We start from the raw sequence: 16,860 nt of genomic DNA, 5'->3' as shown, positions 1-16,860 counted from the left end.
GGCACCCGGGTGGGTAATGTAGTTGGCGGGTGGAGTGGGTAAGTGGCACGGAGGCGACGGTGCAGGTCAAAAAGGTCCTCACATACGGTGGTATCGCATTTGTTGCGTACTACCTGTTCGCGCGACCAGCAGACGCCGCAGATGCGGTGAGGGGAGCGTTCGACACGGTGTTCAACGCGGCCGACTCGCTGGCTCAATTTGTGAACAGCCTCTCATGAGACTTGTGACCCACGGGGACTCCGCTCCATCGTCGGTCAACCGCTACCTCCTCCCCCACGAACAACAGGTCATCATGGTGCGGCGGCACCCTGCCATCCTGCTTCGCCCGGTCGCCGAGGTGCTCGGCGGCCTGATCATCGCCGGAGTGCTCAGCAGGTTCTTCGGCGGCGGCGAGGCAGGCGGCACCACGCTCGTGGTCGTCTGGTGGCTCTGGCTCCTGCTTCTGATCCGTTTCGTATGGAAAGTCGCGGAGTGGTCGGTCGATTACTTTGTGGTGACTTCGAAGCGTATGTTGCTCACCACGGGGCTCATCACGCGCAAGGTCGCGATGATGCCCCTGGGCAAGGTCACCGACATGAGCTTCCAAAGATCTCTGCTTGGGCGCATGCTCGGTTACGGTGAGTTCATCCTCGAGTCAGCCGGTCAGGATCAGGCTCTGTCAACGGTGGAGTACATTCCGTATCCGGAGACCCTCTACCTCGAGGTCTGTCAGATGCTTTTTCCCGGCAAGGACGACAGCGACGATTAATCTCGGCGTGGCAAATTCTTCACGCGGGGATACCAGATTCGGCTACTTCATGCAATCATTGCGTGTTGTTGACCCTTCCCCGCCTTGAGAGATGAGATGCCGAGTCAGGGAACCATCGGTGACCGCGTCCGTGGACTGCGGCTGAACAGGCGGATGTCTCAGGCCCAACTGGCCGGACCCGACCTGTCTGACAGTTATGTCTCGCTCATAGAGTCGGGCAAGCGCACGCCGACTCCAGTGGTGGCACGGCTCCTGGCTGAGCGGCTGGGGTGCACGACCGAGTTCCTCCTTCACGGGATCGAGCCTCGGCAGCGCATCGACACCGAGCTGGGGCTGCGTCACGCCGAGCTCGAGTTGCAGCACGGCGACCCGTCCGTCGCCGCCGACCGCTTCACGGAGATCGTGAAGGCGGCCGACGAGGAGAACGCCATGCTGACCGCGCAGGCGCGGTTCGGCCGGGCGCGTGCGCTGGAGGCTCAGGGCCGGTTGGGGCAGGCGGTGGAGGCGTTCGAACGCCTGCGCAGGGAGGCGGCGGCGCACCCCGAGCGCCTGGCCGACCTGCCGATCACCATCGCGCTGAGCCGCTGCTACCAGCGGGCGGGCGACCGTCTGCGGGCCCGCGACCTGGCCACCGCCGCGCTGGGGCAGGCCGAGCGGCTGTCCATCACCCAGGGAGAGCTGGCCACCGACCTGGCCGCCGCGCTGATCGAGGGGCGCAGCGAGCGCGAGAGCGACTCCCCCGAGCTGGCATACGTCCAGCACGTGCTGGACACGACCGGCATCCCTGAGGTTGTGGACCGTTCCGGAGAGATCCAGGCGCTGTGGCGGGCGAGTGCCACCGCGGCGGCCGGTGAAGACTCGGCACTGGCCGTACGCCTGGCCGACGACGCGATCATGGCGGGCCGCCAGACCCGGCTCGCGCTGCAGCTCGCCCGCACGGCCATGCACTGGGCCAGGCTGTCCTCGGTGCCGGCCGACGAGGCCGAGCGGTTGGTCGCGGGCGCGGTCAGGACGTTCTCGGCGTTCCCGTCCACGGTGCGCGAGCACGGGGAGAGCCTGGTCGTCCACGCGCGGGTCAAGCTGCGCGCCGACGACCTGGTGGGCGCCGGCGAGCTGGCCGTGACGGCGCTGGGGTCGGCGCACGACCGCGCGGGCACGACCGCCGCCGAGGCGCGTCTCGTGCTGGCCACTGTCGCGCTCGCCCAGGAGGGGGACGCCTCGGCGCACCTGCGCGGCGCGTACGAGCTGCTCGACTCGCTCGACCGGCCGGTGTTCGGCACCGACCGGCAGGCCGCCCGCTGCTGGCGTGAGCTGGGCGACCTCTACGGCCGGGTCGGGTCCAGGACTCAGCAGACGGCCGCATATCGTAAAGCCCTCGAAGCTGCCGGAGTTCGCTCCGCCATGGCGGGGGTGACGGCTGACGCCACGGTCTCTCGCTGAACTCCGGGAGCTCCAGATTTGGCCTTTCGAGTCTGGAATAATTAGGGTCGACCAGTCATTGACTCATAGGATGATTGGTTTCCCGGAGGAGGCGGACTGTGAGTCTGCGTACGGCGCAGCGGGCTTCGCTCGTCGACCAGGTGATCGATCAGCTCAAGGAGCAGATCACCTCAGGGTCATGGTCGATGAACGGCAAGATCCCGACCGAGACCGTGCTCGCCGAGCAACTCGGGGTGGGGCGTAACACCGTTCGTGAGGCCGTCCGCGCGCTCACGCACGCCGGGCTGCTCGAGTGCCGTCAGGGCGACGGCACTTACGTCCGTGCCACGAGTGAGCTGTCCGGTGCGATGCTGCGGCGGCTGCGCCAGGCCGAGCAACTCGAGATCCTCGAAGTACGCCGTGCGCTCGAGGTCGAGTCGGCCCGCCTGGCCGCCACCCGGCGTACCGACGAGGACATCCGGCGCATCGAGGCGGCGCTGGCCGAGCGCGACCGCGCCTGGGAGCTGGACGACCCCGACTTCTTCGTCGAGGCCGACCTGGCCTTCCACATGGCGGTCGCACACGCTACGCACAACCTGGTGCTCATCGACCTCTACGAGGACTTCTCGGCGGCGCTGCGGGCCAGCATCACGGCGGTCGGCACGTCGCTCAACAAGAGCTACATCCCGCACGACGCCATCGCGCGGGCCATCGCGGCCGGCGACGCGTCGGCGGCCGAGCGGGCGGGGCACGCCTGCATGGAGCACATCCTCATCGCGCTCACCGACTCCTGATCGGCGACTCCTGGGCCGATCACGATCCTGTCGACGCCACGATCGGTGTGGTCATCCGGTGGCGCCCTCCTCGGCGGAGACGACCTCGTCGATAAGGTCGAAGAAGGCCCGGATGCCGGGCAGGTTGGCGCCCTTCGCGCGCGACCGCGCGAAGTCGGCGCTCGATCGCCACTCCACGATGTCCAGCCACTCGTCCGGCGCCACGCGGACCAGCTTGGCGCCGAGGAACCCCGCCCGGTCGGCCTGGAAGTCGGCGATCATCCCCGCGCGGGCGGCGAGCAGGTCGTCGGCGCGGTCGGGGGGCACCCGGAATCGGGTGAGTTCCACGGTGGTCGTCGTGGCTCGACCATATAGTAATGATTAGTGACTATCAAATATGGTGACCAATCCTCGGGAGTGCGTGGTGCGCAGGAGCCGGCGCAAGCAGGATGATCCGGATCTCGGCGTCCTTTCCGGCAGGACGCTCTTCAGCCTGCAACGCGAGCTGTTCGCCAAGCTCGCCGAGCAGGGGCACCCGGGGCTGCGGCCCCGGCACGGCGCGGTGCTGGCCTACCTCGACGAGGAGGGCAGCCGGGCCACCGACCTGGCCGCGCAGTCGGGCCAGCACAAGCAGGTGATCGGCACGCTGGTGGACGAGCTGGTCGAGCTCGGGTACGTGGAACGGCGGCCGGACCCCGCCGACCGGCGGGCCAAGCTCATCGTGCCCACCGCCAAGGGGCTCGATCACATGGCCAAGTCGGACGTGATCCTCGCCGAGATGGAGGCGGCTCACGCGCGGGCGGTGGGCGCGGAGGCGTACGCGGAGTTCAAGAGGGTCTTCCGGCTGGTCGTCGAACGCCAGACCGGCGACCGCACCGACCCGTAGCCCGACCGGCGCGTCGAGCCTTGGCCCTGCGGCCGGGGCGGGGCGGGCTCAGCTCTGGCGCAGGGACATGACCAGGTAGCGGAAGGCGGGCTGGGCGTCGCCGGGCACGTCTTGGATGAGCGCGGGCCTGGTGGGCGACTCGAGGTTGATGCGGGCCAGCTCGGTCTCGATCCCCGTCAGCCCGTCGAGCAGGAACTGCGACTGGAAGGCGATCTCGATGTCGTCGCCGCGCAGCTCGCACGGCACCACCTCGGCGCCGCGCCCGATGTCGCCGCCACCGGCCTGGATCAGCACCTGCCCCTGGCTGAACGCCAGCCGGATCGCGGTGTTGCGCTCGGCCACCAGGGCCACCCGCTTGATCGCCCCCACGAACGGCGCCACCGGCACGTCGGCCCTGATCGACCAGTCGGCGGTGAGCCTGGTGCGATAGTCGATGAACTGCTCGTCGAGCAGGCGGACGGTCGTGCTGCGGCCGACGCTCTCGAACCCGGCCACCCCGTCGCCCATCGCGACCGAGACCTCGCCCCCGCGCAGCGACTTGGCCACCTCGACCAGCACCCGCGCCGGCACCATCGCGGAGACGGCGGCGTCGGGACCCGCAGGACGCCAGGTGAAGTCGCGGGCGGCGATGCGGTAGCGGTCGGTGGCCGCCATGGCGACCGACTCGCCCTCGATGTCGATCCGGATGCCGGTGAGCATGGGCAGCGTGTCGTCGCGGCTGGCCGCCGGGGCCACCTGGGCGACCGCCGAGGCGAACACGCCGCCGCCGATGGCCCCGATGCCGGGCGGCATGGTGGGTAGGGTCGGGAAGTCTTCGACCGGCATGGTGATCAGCCCGAACTCCGCGCTGCCGCAGGTGAGGACGGCCTCGGGACCCTCGGTGACGATCTCGACGTCGTCGGCGGGCAGGCTCCGGCTGATCTCGGCCAGCAGGCGGCCGGGGATCAGCACGCGCCCCTCCTCGGCCACGTCGGCGTCGATCGCCGCCCGAGCGGAGACGTCGTAGTCGAACGCGGACAGCGTGACCTCTTCCCCCGCCTCCAGCAGCAGCCCGGACAGGACGGGCACCACGGGACGGCTCGGCAGGACTCGGGCAGCCCATGCCACCGCATCTGCCAGAACATCGCGGTTAACCCGGATTTTCACCTGATACCACCTCTTCGTCGTGCCGTGCCTCTATGAAAATAGCCGGTGCCACCGACAAGTCACGGCCGTTCGAAGAGTTACCGGGTCGCCCGACCCGATAACTCCGATCAGCGACTGTTGAGGTAGGCGAGCACGGCCAGGACGCGGCGGTTGTCGTCGTCGGACGGCGCGAGGCCCAGCTTGCCGAAGATGGAGGCCGTGTGCTTGGCCACGGCGCTCTCGCTGAGGTAGAGCCGCTGGGAGATGGCCGCGTTGGAGCGTCCCTCCGCCATGGCCTCCAGCACCTCGCGTTCGCGCGGCGTGAGCGCGGCCAGCGGCTCGTTCCTGGCGTTCCTGGCCAGCAGTTTGGCGATCACCTCGGGGTCCATGGCGGTGCCGCCCGCGGCCACCCTGCGTACGGCGTCGACGAACTGCTCGGCGTTGAAGACGCGGTCCTTGAGCAGATAGCCGATCCCGCCCGAGCCGTCGGCGAGCAGCTCACGGGCGTAGAGCTGCTCGACGTGCTGGGACAGCACGAGGACGGGCAGACCGGGCATCTGCTTCCTGGCGGCGAGCGCGGCCTGCAGGCCCTCGTCGGTGAAGGTGGGCGGCAGTCGTACGTCCACGATGGAGACGTCGGGGCGCAGCTCCAGCAGGCCCTTCAGCAGCTCGGGCCCGCTCTCGACGGCCGCCACGACCGTGAAGCCGTGCGCCTGGAGCAGGTGGACCAGGCCGTCTCGGAGCAGGTAGAGGTCTTCGGCGATGAGTACGCGGCTCACGGACACCACGGCTTCCCCGGCTGCGCCTCGGCCATGAAGCACCCGCGGTCGTGCGCGGCTGGGATGCGGATGGCCATGACATGCATGATGACACCCAGCGAGACCATGCCGAGGATCACCGGCCACTGCCAGGGCTCGGGCAGGTGCAGGGCCAGGAACCAGGTCTTCTCCTCGACCCCAAAGATCTTGAACACCGCCGCCACCAGCCCCTGCGGGAACGTGGGACACCAGGCCGTGGCCCAGAGGAGCATGACCGTGACGGACTTCCAGCGCGGCATCCTCGGCAGGTTGCCCGCCCAGTGATCGGGCAGCACCTTGGGCAGCTTCATGATCACGATCGTGGGGCCGCCCGGCGGGCTGTGCAGCGCGAGCAGGCCGTCGAAGGCGGCCAGCCGCCGTTCGATCCCGGCCAGGCCGCTGCCCCTGGCCGGATCGGCGCCGCCGAGTCCGTCGTCGGTGACCGTGACCCGCAGGTCGGCGCCGTCGGTGCTGATGTCCACGATCGCGGTGTCGGCGTCGCCGTGCCGCGCGGCGTTGGACAGCAGCTCGCTGACGGCGAAGTAGACCGCGGCCTCGACGGGCGCCTCGGGCCGGTGCGGCAGGTCGACGTCCACGGTGACGTGCAGCGGGCTGTCCATGGCCAGAGCGCGTACGGCGTCGGCCAGCCCGCGCTCGGCCAGCACCGGAGGGTGGATTCCGCGGATCACCCGGCGCAGCTCGGTGAGCGTCTCGGAGGAGGCGTCCCTGGCCTTGGCCAGCAGCGCCTTGGCCGCTCCCGGGTCGGTCTCGACGAGCTGCTCGACCGCGCCCAGCGTCATGCCGATCGCCACGAGCCTGGCCTGGGTGCCGTCGTGCAGGTCGCGCTCGATCCTGCGCATCTCGGCCGCCTGGGAGTCGGCCGCCAGGTTGCGGGTGCGCCTGAGGTGGCTCACCTGGCCCGCCAGGCGGCCGGCGGCGGTCGCGCCGAGCAGCCACCGGCTCCACCGGCCGTACAGGCGCAGGCCGGGCCCGGGGAACAGGACGAGCACCGGCAGCAGCACGACCTTCACCAGCGGGTCGAACAGCAGCCAGACCTCGTCGCGCCACGTCGCCGGATCGCTGACCAGCCACTTCCACCGGTTGTTCCAGGCCGGAACGCGGGGCGTCCGATAGAGCGTGCGCTCGGAGCGGTACATCCCGTCGGCCTGCGGCACCGGGGGCAGGGGCGGGGGCAGGTAGGGGGGCTCGATGTCGATGCCCGTCCAGTCGCGTACGAGCCGCCGGTTCAGCTCGGCCAGCTCCCTGACCATCATCACCTGCGGCGGGAACAGGAAGACCATGCCCAGCGCGAACGCCAGGAGCAGCATCACGGCGGTCAGGGCGATCATGGGGACCTGCACGAGCACGAGCGCGAGCAGGGTCACGACGTTCCCGAACCTCCGAAGCATGCCACCAGTCTGCGCCACGGCCAGGGGCCAGGTCACTGCACCTAGATACACCCCTGCCGGGCATCCAGCCCGATTCCCCGAGGAATGCGGCGTTCCTAGCGTCGTAGCCATGAAAATCATCGAAGTCAGGAACCTGCGCAAGCAGTATCCGAACCACCTGGCGGTCGACGATGTGTCGTTCGAGGTGGCGGAGGGGGAGATCTTCGGCATCCTCGGCCCGAACGGCGCGGGCAAGACCACCACCGTGGAGTGCGTGGCGGGCCTGCGGGAACGCGACGGCGGCACCGTACGGGTGGCCGGGCTCGACCCGCGAAACGACCGCGACGAGCTGCGCCGGGTGCTGGGCATGCAGCTCCAGAGCGCGGCGCTGCCCGAGAAGATCAAGGTACGCGAGGCCCTCGACCTGTACGCCTCCTTCTACCCCGACCCGGCCGACTGGACGGAGCTGCTGGAGCGGGTGGGCCTGGCCGACAAGCGCGAGACCGCGTTCAGGAAGTTGTCGGGCGGCCAGCGGCAGCGGCTGTCCGTGGCGCTGGCGCTGGTGGGGCGGCCCCGCGTGGCCGTGCTCGACGAGCTGACCACCGGGCTCGACCCGCAGGCCCGCAGGGACACGTGGGAGCTGGTCGCGCAGCTACGCGCCACGGGCGTGACCATCGTGCTCGTCACCCACTTCATGGAGGAGGCGGAGCGTCTGTGTGACCGGCTCGCGCTCATCGACGCGGGCAAGGTCGTCGCCACCGACACCCCGGCCGGGCTCATCGCGCAGGTGAGCGGTGGGCAGCGGCTGTGGTTCCGGCCGTCCGCACCCGTGGACGACGCCGTGCTGCTGGCCCTGCCCGAGGTGCGGGAGGTGACCAGGAGCGGCGAGCAGATGGTGGTGAGCGGCTCGGGCAACCTCGCGCCCGCCGTCACCCTCGCCCTGGCCCACCACCAGGTCGTCCCCGGAGACCTGCGCATCGAGCAGGCCACGCTCGACGACGCGTTCCTCGCTCTGACCGGAAGGAAGCTGTCATGAAGCTGCTCCTCGTGGAGACCAAGCTGCACCTGAGGGACTGGCCGTTCCTGGTGTTCACCATCGGGTTGCCGGTCGCGCTGCTGGTCGTGCTGGGGATCAGCATCCCCGACTTCACGACGGTGGGCGAGTCGGGAGAACGGTTCGTGGACACGCAGATGCCGAGCATGATGACGCTCCTGTCGTTGATGACGCTGGCCTGCAACGTGGTGCCGGCGGTGCTGACCACGTACCGGGAGCAGGGGGTGCTGCGGCGCATGTCGACCACGCCCGTGCACCCAGCGCGGCTGCTGGGCGTGCAGCTCCTGATCAACCTGGCCATCGGGGCGCTGTCCACGGCGATCCTGATCGTGACCGGGGCGCTGGTGTTCGGCTCGTCGGCGCCGCGGCAGTGGGTGGGGTTCGTCCTGGTCTTCCTGCTCGGCAGCGCCGCGCTGATGGCTCTGGGGCTGGTGATCGCCGCCCTGGCCCCGAACGGCAAGGTCGCGCCGGGGATCGGGTCGGCGGTGATGTTCCCGCTGCTGTTCCTGGCCGGGATGTGGGTGCCGCGCGACATCATGCCCGACGCCCTGCGCACGGTCAGCGACTACTCCGTGGCCGGGCCGTTCGGGCAGGCGCTCAGGGACACGTGGGCGGGCCACGCGCCGCAGCTCACGCACCTGATCGTGGTGGCCGTGGGGCTGGTCGTCTTCGGCGGGCTGGCCGTGCGGCTCTTCCGGTGGGAGTGACCGCCGCGCGAGTCGGCCTGGGGATCGGGCCCGCCGTCGCGGGGGCGCGGCGGGAGGCGTCAGCGCCCGGCCCAGACCGGGCGCGCGCCTGTGACGTTGGTCATCAGGGAGTACAGCGAGGACGACGCGGCGATGAACAGGCGGTTGCGCTTGAGCCCGCCGAAGACCAGGTTGGCCGTGAACTCGGGCAGCCGGAGCCGGCCGATCAGCGTGCCGTCGGGGTCGTGGCAGAGCACCGCCTTGCCGGCCGCGGCCCAGACCCGGCCGGTGTCGTCGAGCCGCAGGCCGTCGTACCTGTCCGGGTCGCCGCCCGCGGCGAACACCTTGCCGCCGCCCAGCGTGCCGCCTTCGCCCACCTCGAAGACCCGCAGGTATCTGGCCTGGGTGTCGGCGACGTAGAGCAGGCGCTCGTCCAGGGAGAAGGCCAGGCCGTTGGGCCGGGCGAAGTCGTCGGCCACCACGCGCACCTCGCCGGTCACCGGGTCGGCCCGGTAGACGTGGCAGCCGTCGATCTCCTGCTCGGCGACCACGCCCTCGTAGTTGCTGGTGATCCCGTACGGCGGGTCGGTGAACCAGATGGAGCCGTCGGAGTGGACGACCGCGTCGTTAGGACTGTTGAACCGCCTGCCCTCCCAGCGGTCGGCGATCACCGTGATCGAGCCGTCGTGCTCGGTGCGGGTGACCCGGCGGTTGCCCTGCTCGCAGGAGATCAGCCGGCCCTCGCGGTCGAGCGTGTTGCCGTTGGTGTAGCCGGACGGCTGCCGGAACGGGCCCACCGCGCCGGTCATCTCGTCCCAGCGGAGCATGCGTTCGTTGGGGATGTCGCTCCAGGCCAGGAACCGGCCGGCCGGGAAGTAGACCGGGCCCTCCGCCCAGCGGGTGCCGGTGTGGAGGATCTCGACCCGGTCGTCTCCGCCGATCGCGGCGAACCGCTCGTCGAGCACCTCGAACTCAGTGGGGATCGTGTCCGTCATACCGAACACCATACGCGGTTCGGCATGAATGGCATATTGCCAGATATCATTCGGTCGTGGATGAAGTCGACAAGATGCTGATCGGGCTGCTCCAGGAGGACGCGACGCGGTCGTACGCGGTGCTGGGGCAGGCGGTGGGGTTGTCCAGTGGCGCGGCGCACGAGCGGGTGCGCAAGCTGCGTGAGCGCGGCGTGATCAGGCGCACCACGATCGAGGTGGACCAGGCGGCGCTCGGGCGGCACGTGACGGCGTACGTGCTGGTGGACGGCGGTTCGTGGATGGGCGACAGCAAGGAGGGGCTGGCGGCGATCCCGGAGATCGAGGAGGCACACGTCATCGCGGGCCCGGCGTCGGTGCTGGTGAAGGTCCGCACTCCCGGCACCCGTGAGCTCCAGGACGTCCTGCGCCGGATCTTCCAGGTGGACGGCGTGACCGGGACGCGTACGGTCGTCGTCCTCGAGACCTTCTTCGAACGAAGCCTCAAGTAACCTTCAGGTATGACGAAGGTCGCCTGGAACACCAAGGAACTCACCGTCGGCCAGCTCGCCGAGCGCAGCGGCGTCGCCGTCTCGGCCCTGCACTTCTACGAGGCCAAGGGGCTCATCCAGAGCCGGCGTACGGCGGGCAACCAGCGCCGTTACACCCGTGACAGCCTGCGCAGGGTGGCGTTCATCCGGCTGGCCCAGCGCATCGGCATCCCCCTGAAGGTGATCAAGGACGCCCTGACCGAGCTGCCCGACGAACGCACCCCCACCCGCGACGACTGGGCCCGGCTGTCGGCGGCCTGGCGCGGTGAGCTGGACGACCGGATCGAGCAGCTCCAGCGGCTGCGCGACGACCTCACCGACTGCATCGGCTGCGGCTGCCTGTCGCTCGACCGGTGTCCGGTGGCCAACCCGCACGACCGGCTGGGCGAGGAGGGGCCGGGCGCGCGGCGCATCGACACCCGGCTGTGCCCACCTCAGACCTGCGGCACCAGCACGGCGTGCTGACCCGAAGTGACAGGAGCGCCCGGGACGGCGGCTTACGAGGGAGTCTTGGGCGTCTCGGCCGGGCGGCTTACGAGGGGGTCTTGGGCGTCTTGGCCGGAGGGACGATGAGGGTCGGCCGGTGGGCGTGGTGCAGCACGTGGTTGGAGACGCTGCCGAGCAGCACCGACCTCACCCCGGCCAGCCCGCGCGAGCCGGTCACGATCAGCGAGGCGTCGATCTCGTCGGCCACGTCGACGATCGTCTTCCAGATCGACTCGTTGTCGGCCACCGCCCGGTAGGTGACATCGCCGAGCCCGGAGGCGACCGCCAGCTCGGCCCCCTCCTTGGCGTGCTGCTCGGCCTGGGCCTGGGCCTCGCCCTCGGTGTTGGGGTCGATCGCACCGGCGGCCAGCGGATACTTCTTGAGCTGGACGAGCAGCGGCTCCCACACCGTGATGACGACCGTGGGCTCGGCGGCGAGGTGCTTGGCGGCGAACTCGATCGCGGCGCGCGCGTCGGCCGAGCCGTCGTAGGCGACGAGGATGGTCATGGCGTCTTCCCTTCGCTTCAGTCATCCGCTTCAGCACTGGAGCGATCGGACGCCATTCCTGAGGACGATGTCTGGTTTGTCACACGTCTGTCCCGTGCTGCCGGGCTGCCGTCGGCCGTCGACTCTCCGGGAACATTTGTCCAAGACCGACAGCCGACCGCCCGTGCACAGTCCCGGTATGAGTGAGTCTTACGTTGAGCACTCGCATCGGATGCACGTGGTCCACGACGGCCCGCGGGAGGCGCCGCCGCTGTTGCTCATCCACGGATCGGGGGCCTCGAGCGGCTCCTGGAAACCGGTGGTCCCCGCACTCGCGCGCCACCATCGCGTCATCCGGGTCGACCTGCCGGGCTGCGGCCAGTCCCCGCCCCCGCCGTCATACGACGTGCCCGGGCAGGCGGGCCGGGTGGCGGCACTCCTCGACGACCTCGAGATTCGTCCCGTCACCGTGGTCGGGCACTCCAGCGGCGGCTACGCCGCCACCGCGCTCGCCGAACAGCGCCCCGACCTGGTGACGTCGCTCGCACTGATCAGCACCGGCCCAAGCATGGATGCGCTCCTTCCGCAACCGGTCCTCCTCCGGGCCCTGCTGGCCCCGCCTCTCGGCCCGCTCCTCTGGTCGAGGCGTACGGACGCGACAACCCGTAGGGCGATAAGCGCGACCTGCGCCCGCCCGGTGGACATCCCGGACGACGTGATCGCCGAGCTACGGGGCACCACGTACCGCGCGATGAGGTCGGCGTCGCGGGGGAACACTGCGTACCTCGCCGAGCGGAGCGTGCCTTCGCGTCTCGCCGCCCTCGACGTCCCGGTGCTGGTGCTCTTCGGCACGGCCGACCCACGCTGGGACCCGTCGTCGGCACACCAGTACGACGCGGCCCCGAACGCGCGGGTCGAGCTGCTGCCCGGCGTCGGGCACCTGCCCATGTTCGAAGCACCCGAGACCACCGGCGAACTGCTGCTCGGCTTCACGACAACGAGCGCCGACGCCCCGACCGAGATCCCTGACGCATAGACTGGCCATGTGCTGTCGGCCGGGACACCACGCGGATGGGCGTGGTCGGACGTGGAGGTCGCAGTCCCGCACCCGTCAGATCGGCTGCCGGGGATCAGCATGGCGGGGTTCTGCCAACGTGCCCCCGCGTTCGGGGACATCGCCATGGTGGCCCACCCCTTCGTCACCGTGCTCATCGACTTGAGCGAGGGAGACGGCCTCGTCTACGACGTCCACGGCCGGCACGAGCGCGGCAGCGCCGTCGTCGGGCTCCTGCCCGGCGATCTCCGGGCGGCCGGCTGGGCGCGGATCGAGTGCCTCCAGATCCGACTGGAGCCGGTCGTGGCGGCTGCGGTGCTCGGTGCGTCGACCGAGCTGAGCGGGACGGTGGCATCGCTGGAGGACGTCTGGGGCCGCGACGCCGGGCGAACCGAGGACCGGCTGCGCGCCGCCGCGTCGTGGGACGAGCGGTTCGCGATCGCGGCGGACATCCTCGGCCGACGGCTGGGCGCCCGCCCGCCGGTCGATCCGGAGCTCGTCTACACCTGGCGGCGGACGCTCACCAGCCGGGGGCGGGTGCGGGTCGACGGCCTGGCCGACGAGGTCGGCTGGAGCCGCAAGCGCCTGTGGTCCCGCTTCCGTGCCCGGCTCGGCATCACCCCCAAACGCGCCGCCCGGCTGGTGCGGTTCGACCACGCCTGCCACCTTCTCGCGGCGGGTCACACCGCCGCCGACGTTGCCGCCGAGAGCGGCTACGTCGACCAGTCCCACCTCCACCGCGAGGTCAAGACCTTCACCGGGCTCACGCCCGCGGCCGTGGCCGTCGCGCCGTGGCTCGCGATTGACGACGTCGCGTGGCCGGCTTCATCGCCAACCCGGAGCCCTGTGACGGGTGGCGAACGCATCCCCGACCTTCGTTGAACAGGCGGCCCACACCTGCCGTCCAGAGGCCAAGATCTTCTGGAGAAGACCACCCGAAATAGATCCTGCACGGGCGGCTCAGTGCTGGGCCATGTCCACGAACCGGCTGTAGTGGCCCTGGAAGGCCACCGTCACGGTGGCGGTGGGGCCGTTACGGTGCTTGGCCACGATCAGGTCGGCCTCACCGGCTCTGGGTGACTCGGGCTCGTACGCGTCCTCGCGATGCAACAGGATGACCATGTCGGCGTCCTGCTCGATCGAGTTGTGGACGCTGATCCCGTTGGCCACGAAGTTGTGGGTGCCGAGCACGGTGGCGTCGTAGACCGGCTGCTCCCCCAGGCTTTCGACGGAGGCGATCTCATCCCAGAACACGTCATTCGTGGCCAGGATCTCCAGGTCGGCGTCATCGAGGATCGCGGCGACCCGGCCCAGCGGCTCGCGACCGGGTGCGGGCTCCCCCGGCGCGCCCGCGCCGACGCGGGCGGCGACCCGGCGGTGCGCGCCGTCCTGCCCCACCAGGGCTTCGCGGACGCGGCCCCACACCTCACCCGGAACGGTGTCGAGACCGGCGATGCCGATGATCTTCCGGAGCTCAGCGACACACCGGCCGGCCTCCGTGGACCACTCGCCGGGCACGCCCACCCCGTCCAGGAACCGAAGCTGGTCCTCCGCGCTGTGGATCACCAGGTGGTAGCCCGGCCGGTGGTCGTGCTCGCGCACATGCGCCAGCACGTTGAAGCGCAGCAGCAGTCGCGCGACGTCGTCGACGAGCCGCCGGCTCGCGGCGGCGTAGTGGATCCGCGCCTGCCCGAGCCGCTCGTCCCATCGGACGCATCCGCCGGTGGCCCACAGGCTCCGCAGGAACTGGGCGAGCTGCCGCCTGGGCAGCGAGAAGACCTCGGCGGGAACGGACCTCCCGTGGCCGCGCAGAGCGTGCGGCCACTCCCGAAGGCGCTGGGGAGCGGGGACATGACGCGGGACGGCGAGCCGTGCCCCTGGGGACAGCTCACCCAGCGGACGCCAGCCGTCGAGGGTCATGAAGGGGTGGTTGGCCGTCGCGTCGACCTCCCGGCCGGACTTCAGCCGCAGCCGGAAGACCTCCTTCACCCCGCTGGAGAAGACATGGGTCATGGTCTGCGGGACGAGCCTGAGCCTCTCGTCCAGAGACCACACCGGGACGTCGCGGGCTCCGGACTCCAGCAGCTCGCCCAGCGACACCTCCGCTCCGGTGTCGGCCCGCAGCACACGGGTGTCCGCAGTGAGGCACCCCGACTCACGCAGGTCGCTGACCATCGGACGCTTGTCGGTACGTTGCTCGGGACCACGGTTGAGCTGGGAGATCGCGATGACCGGCACCTCGAGCTCCTTGGCCAGCAGCTTGATCGCACGCGAGATCTCCGAGACCTCGTTCTGGCGGCTCTCGGTCTTCTTCGGCGAGCTCATGAGCTGGAGGTAGTCGATGATCACGAAGCGCAGGTCGTTGCGCTGCTTGAGCCGCCGGCACTTGGCCCTGATCTCCATCATCGACATGTTGGGCGAGTCGTCGATGAACAGCGGCGCCTCGGCGACCTCGCTCATCCTGCGGGCCAGGCGGGTCCAGTCGTCGTCGCCCATCATGCCCGAGCGCATGTGGTGCAGCGCCACGCGGGCCTCGGCCGACAGCAGTCGCATGGTGATCTCGTTGCGGGACATCTCCAGGGAGAAGACGACCGTGGTCATCCCATGCTTGATCGCCGCGGACCGGGCGAAGTCGAGGCCCAGCGTGCTGTTGTGGGTGGGGACGCACGACCGGCCGGCGAGGTACAGGTGGTCGGCGTTGTCGACCTCGACACAGCGGACCGGACGCGACGGGACGGGGCGCACGTCGACGATGTATCGCAGGCGCGCGGACGGACGCGCGCCGGCCTTCCCTGGGAGCTGCAGGGACTGCTCGGAGGCGGCGTAATCGATCAGGTAGCAGCCAGGCGTGCGCCCGTCGGCCTGCTTCGCGCGCATCGTCGCCTGGTGCCCGAGGCTCAGGACCAGCTCCAGCACGTCATCGGCCAGCCGCCGACCCGGCACGGCGAGCTGGAGCCACCCTTCGGCGTCGAGGTGTGCGTCGGCGCCGAGCAGCCCGTCGAGGAGATCGCGGCGCTGCTTCTCCGATGCGCGCAGATAGAGCGCGGGGATGTGCCTGTCGTGGAGCACGCCCAGCTCGCCCAGGAGGTCTCGGACGGTGCCGTGGTCACAGGTCTGGCGACGTCGCGGGCCACTCGAAGGATCCGCGCAGGCGGGACACGCCGGCTCGCCTGCGCCCGTCTCCGGAGCGCCGTGGGCGGCGCCCAGCCAGGTGCCGAGCACGTGCGGCGACAGCGGCAGGGCCCGCTCCACGAGCTGGAAGGGCGCGGCCACGGACACCGCGTGGCGCGGCCCGCCACCGGGCGTCGTGCGGCGCAGCGAGGCGGCCAGCTCTTCTGTGGTGTGCACGGTCTGGTGCTCGGCGGCGCCGGTGGTCGTGCGCCACTGGTGCCGCGCGTCGGCGACGATCACCGTGCCGTCGCTGAACTCCACCTCGTAACACGGCCGCCCATGCATGACCTCGGTCGCCGCGACCACGCCGGTCGGCTCACCGTCGGCGCCGATGAGCAGGTCGCCGATCCGGACCTCGCCCATCGTCGTCCAGCCGGTCGGCGTGGGCAGCGGCGTGTCGAGGGCCAGGGCCTTGCCGATCGCGGGACGGGCGGCCACGACGATCATCTGGCCCGGGTGCAGGCCGTTGGTGAGCGAGTCGAGGTCCTGGAAGCCGGTCGGCACGCCCACCATCTGGCCGCCGCGGCTGCCGATGGCCTCCAGCTCGTCGAGGGCGCCGGGCATGATGTCGGCCAGCGGCGCGTAGTCTTCGGCCGTGCGGCGCTCGGTGACCTGGTAGATCTCGGCCTGCGCGCGGTCGACGAGGTCGTCGACCTCTTCGTTCTGGCCGCCGTAGCCGAAGGCGACGATGCGGGTGCCGGCCTCGATGAGGCGGCGCAGGATCGCCTGCTCCCGGACGATCTTGGCGTAGTAGCCGGCGTTGGCGGCCGTGGGCACGACGGCCGTGAGCGTGTGGAGGTAGGCCGCGCCGCCCACTCTGGCCATCTCGCCGCGCTTCTGCAGCTCGTCGAAGACCGTGACCGCGTCGGCCGGCTCGCCCCGGCCGTAGAGGTCGGTGATGACGTCGTAGACCATCTGGTGCGCCGGGCGGTAGAAGTCGTCGGCACGCAGGATCTCCACCACGTCGGCGATGGCGTCTTTCGACAGCAGCATGCCGCCCAGGACGGACTGCTCCGCCTCCATGTTGTGCGGGGGTGTGCGCTCGAAACCAGGGCCTCCGCCGGCCTCTTCGTCAATGCTCACCGCGCCCCCTCGAACTCGCAGGCGGTCGCACCACCCCCACTTGTAGTCGACCGGTCTGACAGTTTCGCGGAGTCTCGGTCGCTCGGCAACGTGGCCTGTGGACAACCCTGTGGTCAAGCTGTGCACGATGGCGCCAAGGGTGTGAACGACCTGTGGACGGGGCTGGGGATAACTCTTGCGG

The 16,860-nt window shown here is 70.4% G+C and carries 18 protein-coding genes; 11 read left to right on the top strand and 7 right to left on the bottom strand.

What is annotated here, in order from left to right; translation table 11 throughout:
* The first annotated feature begins 59 nt into the window (after positions 1-59).
* From ABD844_RS18925 to ABD844_RS18910, 4 genes are all read left to right on the top strand, one after another.
* On the top strand, positions 60-218 hold the full coding sequence (locus tag ABD844_RS18925; RefSeq protein WP_168010888.1) for a hypothetical protein: 159 nt from the start codon (positions 60-62) through the stop codon (positions 216-218).
* Positions 215-748, top strand: a complete 534-nt coding sequence (locus ABD844_RS18920; protein WP_344878998.1) for a PH domain-containing protein — start codon at positions 215-217, stop codon at positions 746-748. Before ABD844_RS18925 ends, ABD844_RS18920 begins: the two co-directional genes overlap by 4 nt.
* Before the next feature lie 96 nt (positions 749-844).
* Positions 845-2,188, top strand: coding sequence for a helix-turn-helix domain-containing protein (locus ABD844_RS18915; RefSeq protein WP_344878995.1), 1,344 nt, complete (start codon positions 845-847; stop codon positions 2,186-2,188).
* Between the two features lie 98 nt (positions 2,189-2,286).
* Entirely contained in the window at positions 2,287-2,961 is a 675-nt protein-coding gene (locus ABD844_RS18910; protein ID WP_344878992.1) for a FadR/GntR family transcriptional regulator, read from the top strand.
* Positions 2,962-3,012: 51 nt separating this feature from the next.
* On the opposite strand, the gene ABD844_RS18905 is transcribed toward ABD844_RS18910, so the two are convergent.
* Entirely contained in the window at positions 3,013-3,288 is a 276-nt protein-coding gene (locus tag ABD844_RS18905) for an antibiotic biosynthesis monooxygenase family protein (RefSeq protein ID WP_344878989.1), read from the bottom strand.
* 49 nt (positions 3,289-3,337) lie between these two features.
* Here ABD844_RS18905 and ABD844_RS18900 point away from each other — a divergent pair, with 49 nt between their 5' ends.
* Positions 3,338-3,826, top strand: coding sequence for a MarR family winged helix-turn-helix transcriptional regulator (locus ABD844_RS18900; protein WP_344878986.1), 489 nt, complete (start codon positions 3,338-3,340; stop codon positions 3,824-3,826).
* A 48-nt stretch (positions 3,827-3,874) separates the two neighbouring features.
* Here the strand turns inward: ABD844_RS18900 and dnaN are convergent, their stop codons facing one another.
* The 3 genes from dnaN to ABD844_RS18885 all read right to left on the bottom strand — a co-directional run bounded on the left by dnaN (position 3,875) and on the right by ABD844_RS18885 (position 7,157).
* On the bottom strand, positions 3,875-4,972 hold the full coding sequence (gene dnaN / locus ABD844_RS18895) for a DNA polymerase III subunit beta (RefSeq protein WP_344878983.1): 1,098 nt from the start codon (positions 4,970-4,972) through the stop codon (positions 3,875-3,877).
* Positions 4,973-5,079: 107 nt separating this feature from the next.
* A complete protein-coding gene (locus ABD844_RS18890) occupies positions 5,080-5,730 on the bottom strand; it encodes a response regulator transcription factor (protein ID WP_425568610.1) in 651 nt (216 codons plus the stop codon).
* The gene (locus ABD844_RS18885) at positions 5,727-7,157 is read right to left on the bottom strand and encodes a sensor histidine kinase (RefSeq protein ID WP_344878977.1); all 1,431 of its coding nucleotides are present in this window, start codon (positions 7,155-7,157) and stop codon (positions 5,727-5,729) included. The genes ABD844_RS18890 and ABD844_RS18885 overlap by 4 nt, the downstream gene beginning before the upstream one ends.
* Before the next feature lie 109 nt (positions 7,158-7,266).
* Here ABD844_RS18885 and ABD844_RS18880 point away from each other — a divergent pair, with 109 nt between their 5' ends.
* Both ABD844_RS18880 and ABD844_RS18875 read left to right on the top strand, forming a co-directional pair.
* Positions 7,267-8,172 (top strand): ABC transporter ATP-binding protein, encoded by a 906-nt coding sequence (locus ABD844_RS18880; RefSeq protein WP_344878974.1) that lies wholly within the window; start codon positions 7,267-7,269, stop codon positions 8,170-8,172.
* The gene (locus ABD844_RS18875; RefSeq protein ID WP_344878971.1) at positions 8,169-8,897 is read left to right on the top strand and encodes an ABC transporter permease; all 729 of its coding nucleotides are present in this window, start codon (positions 8,169-8,171) and stop codon (positions 8,895-8,897) included. Before ABD844_RS18880 ends, ABD844_RS18875 begins: the two co-directional genes overlap by 4 nt.
* A 59-nt stretch (positions 8,898-8,956) precedes the next feature.
* On the opposite strand, the gene ABD844_RS18870 is transcribed toward ABD844_RS18875, so the two are convergent.
* Entirely contained in the window at positions 8,957-9,871 is a 915-nt protein-coding gene (locus ABD844_RS18870; protein ID WP_344878968.1) for an SMP-30/gluconolactonase/LRE family protein, read from the bottom strand.
* 56 nt (positions 9,872-9,927) lie between these two features.
* Here ABD844_RS18870 and ABD844_RS18865 point away from each other — a divergent pair, with 56 nt between their 5' ends.
* On the top strand, positions 9,928-10,359 hold the full coding sequence (locus tag ABD844_RS18865; RefSeq protein WP_344878965.1) for an Lrp/AsnC family transcriptional regulator: 432 nt from the start codon (positions 9,928-9,930) through the stop codon (positions 10,357-10,359).
* A gap of 9 nt (positions 10,360-10,368) precedes the next feature.
* On the top strand, positions 10,369-10,863 hold the full coding sequence (soxR, locus tag ABD844_RS18860) for a redox-sensitive transcriptional activator SoxR (RefSeq protein ID WP_344878962.1): 495 nt from the start codon (positions 10,369-10,371) through the stop codon (positions 10,861-10,863).
* A gap of 67 nt (positions 10,864-10,930) precedes the next feature.
* Here soxR and ABD844_RS18855 read toward each other — a convergent pair whose 3' ends face one another.
* Positions 10,931-11,392, bottom strand: a complete 462-nt coding sequence (locus ABD844_RS18855) for a universal stress protein (RefSeq protein WP_344878959.1) — start codon at positions 11,390-11,392, stop codon at positions 10,931-10,933.
* A 178-nt stretch (positions 11,393-11,570) separates the two neighbouring features.
* Here ABD844_RS18855 and ABD844_RS18850 point away from each other — a divergent pair, with 178 nt between their 5' ends.
* Both ABD844_RS18850 and ABD844_RS18845 read left to right on the top strand, forming a co-directional pair.
* On the top strand, positions 11,571-12,407 hold the full coding sequence (locus ABD844_RS18850; protein WP_344878957.1) for an alpha/beta fold hydrolase: 837 nt from the start codon (positions 11,571-11,573) through the stop codon (positions 12,405-12,407).
* A gap of 51 nt (positions 12,408-12,458) precedes the next feature.
* A complete protein-coding gene (locus ABD844_RS18845) occupies positions 12,459-13,307 on the top strand; it encodes a helix-turn-helix domain-containing protein (protein ID WP_344878954.1) in 849 nt (282 codons plus the stop codon).
* A 78-nt stretch (positions 13,308-13,385) separates the two neighbouring features.
* Here ABD844_RS18845 and dnaB read toward each other — a convergent pair whose 3' ends face one another.
* Positions 13,386-16,679 carry a replicative DNA helicase gene (gene dnaB, locus ABD844_RS18840; protein WP_425568609.1) on the bottom strand — a complete coding sequence of 1,098 codons (3,294 nt, stop codon included), beginning with the start codon at positions 16,677-16,679 and terminating at the stop codon, positions 13,386-13,388.
* Between the last annotated feature and the right edge of the window lie 181 nt (positions 16,680-16,860).

The organism is Nonomuraea antimicrobica, from assembly GCF_039536965.1.
Classification (GTDB): Bacteria; Actinomycetota; Actinomycetes; order Streptosporangiales; family Streptosporangiaceae; genus Nonomuraea; species Nonomuraea antimicrobica.
Note: the sequence above shows the minus strand (reverse complement) of the source record. Positions and strands in the feature narration are given on the sequence as shown.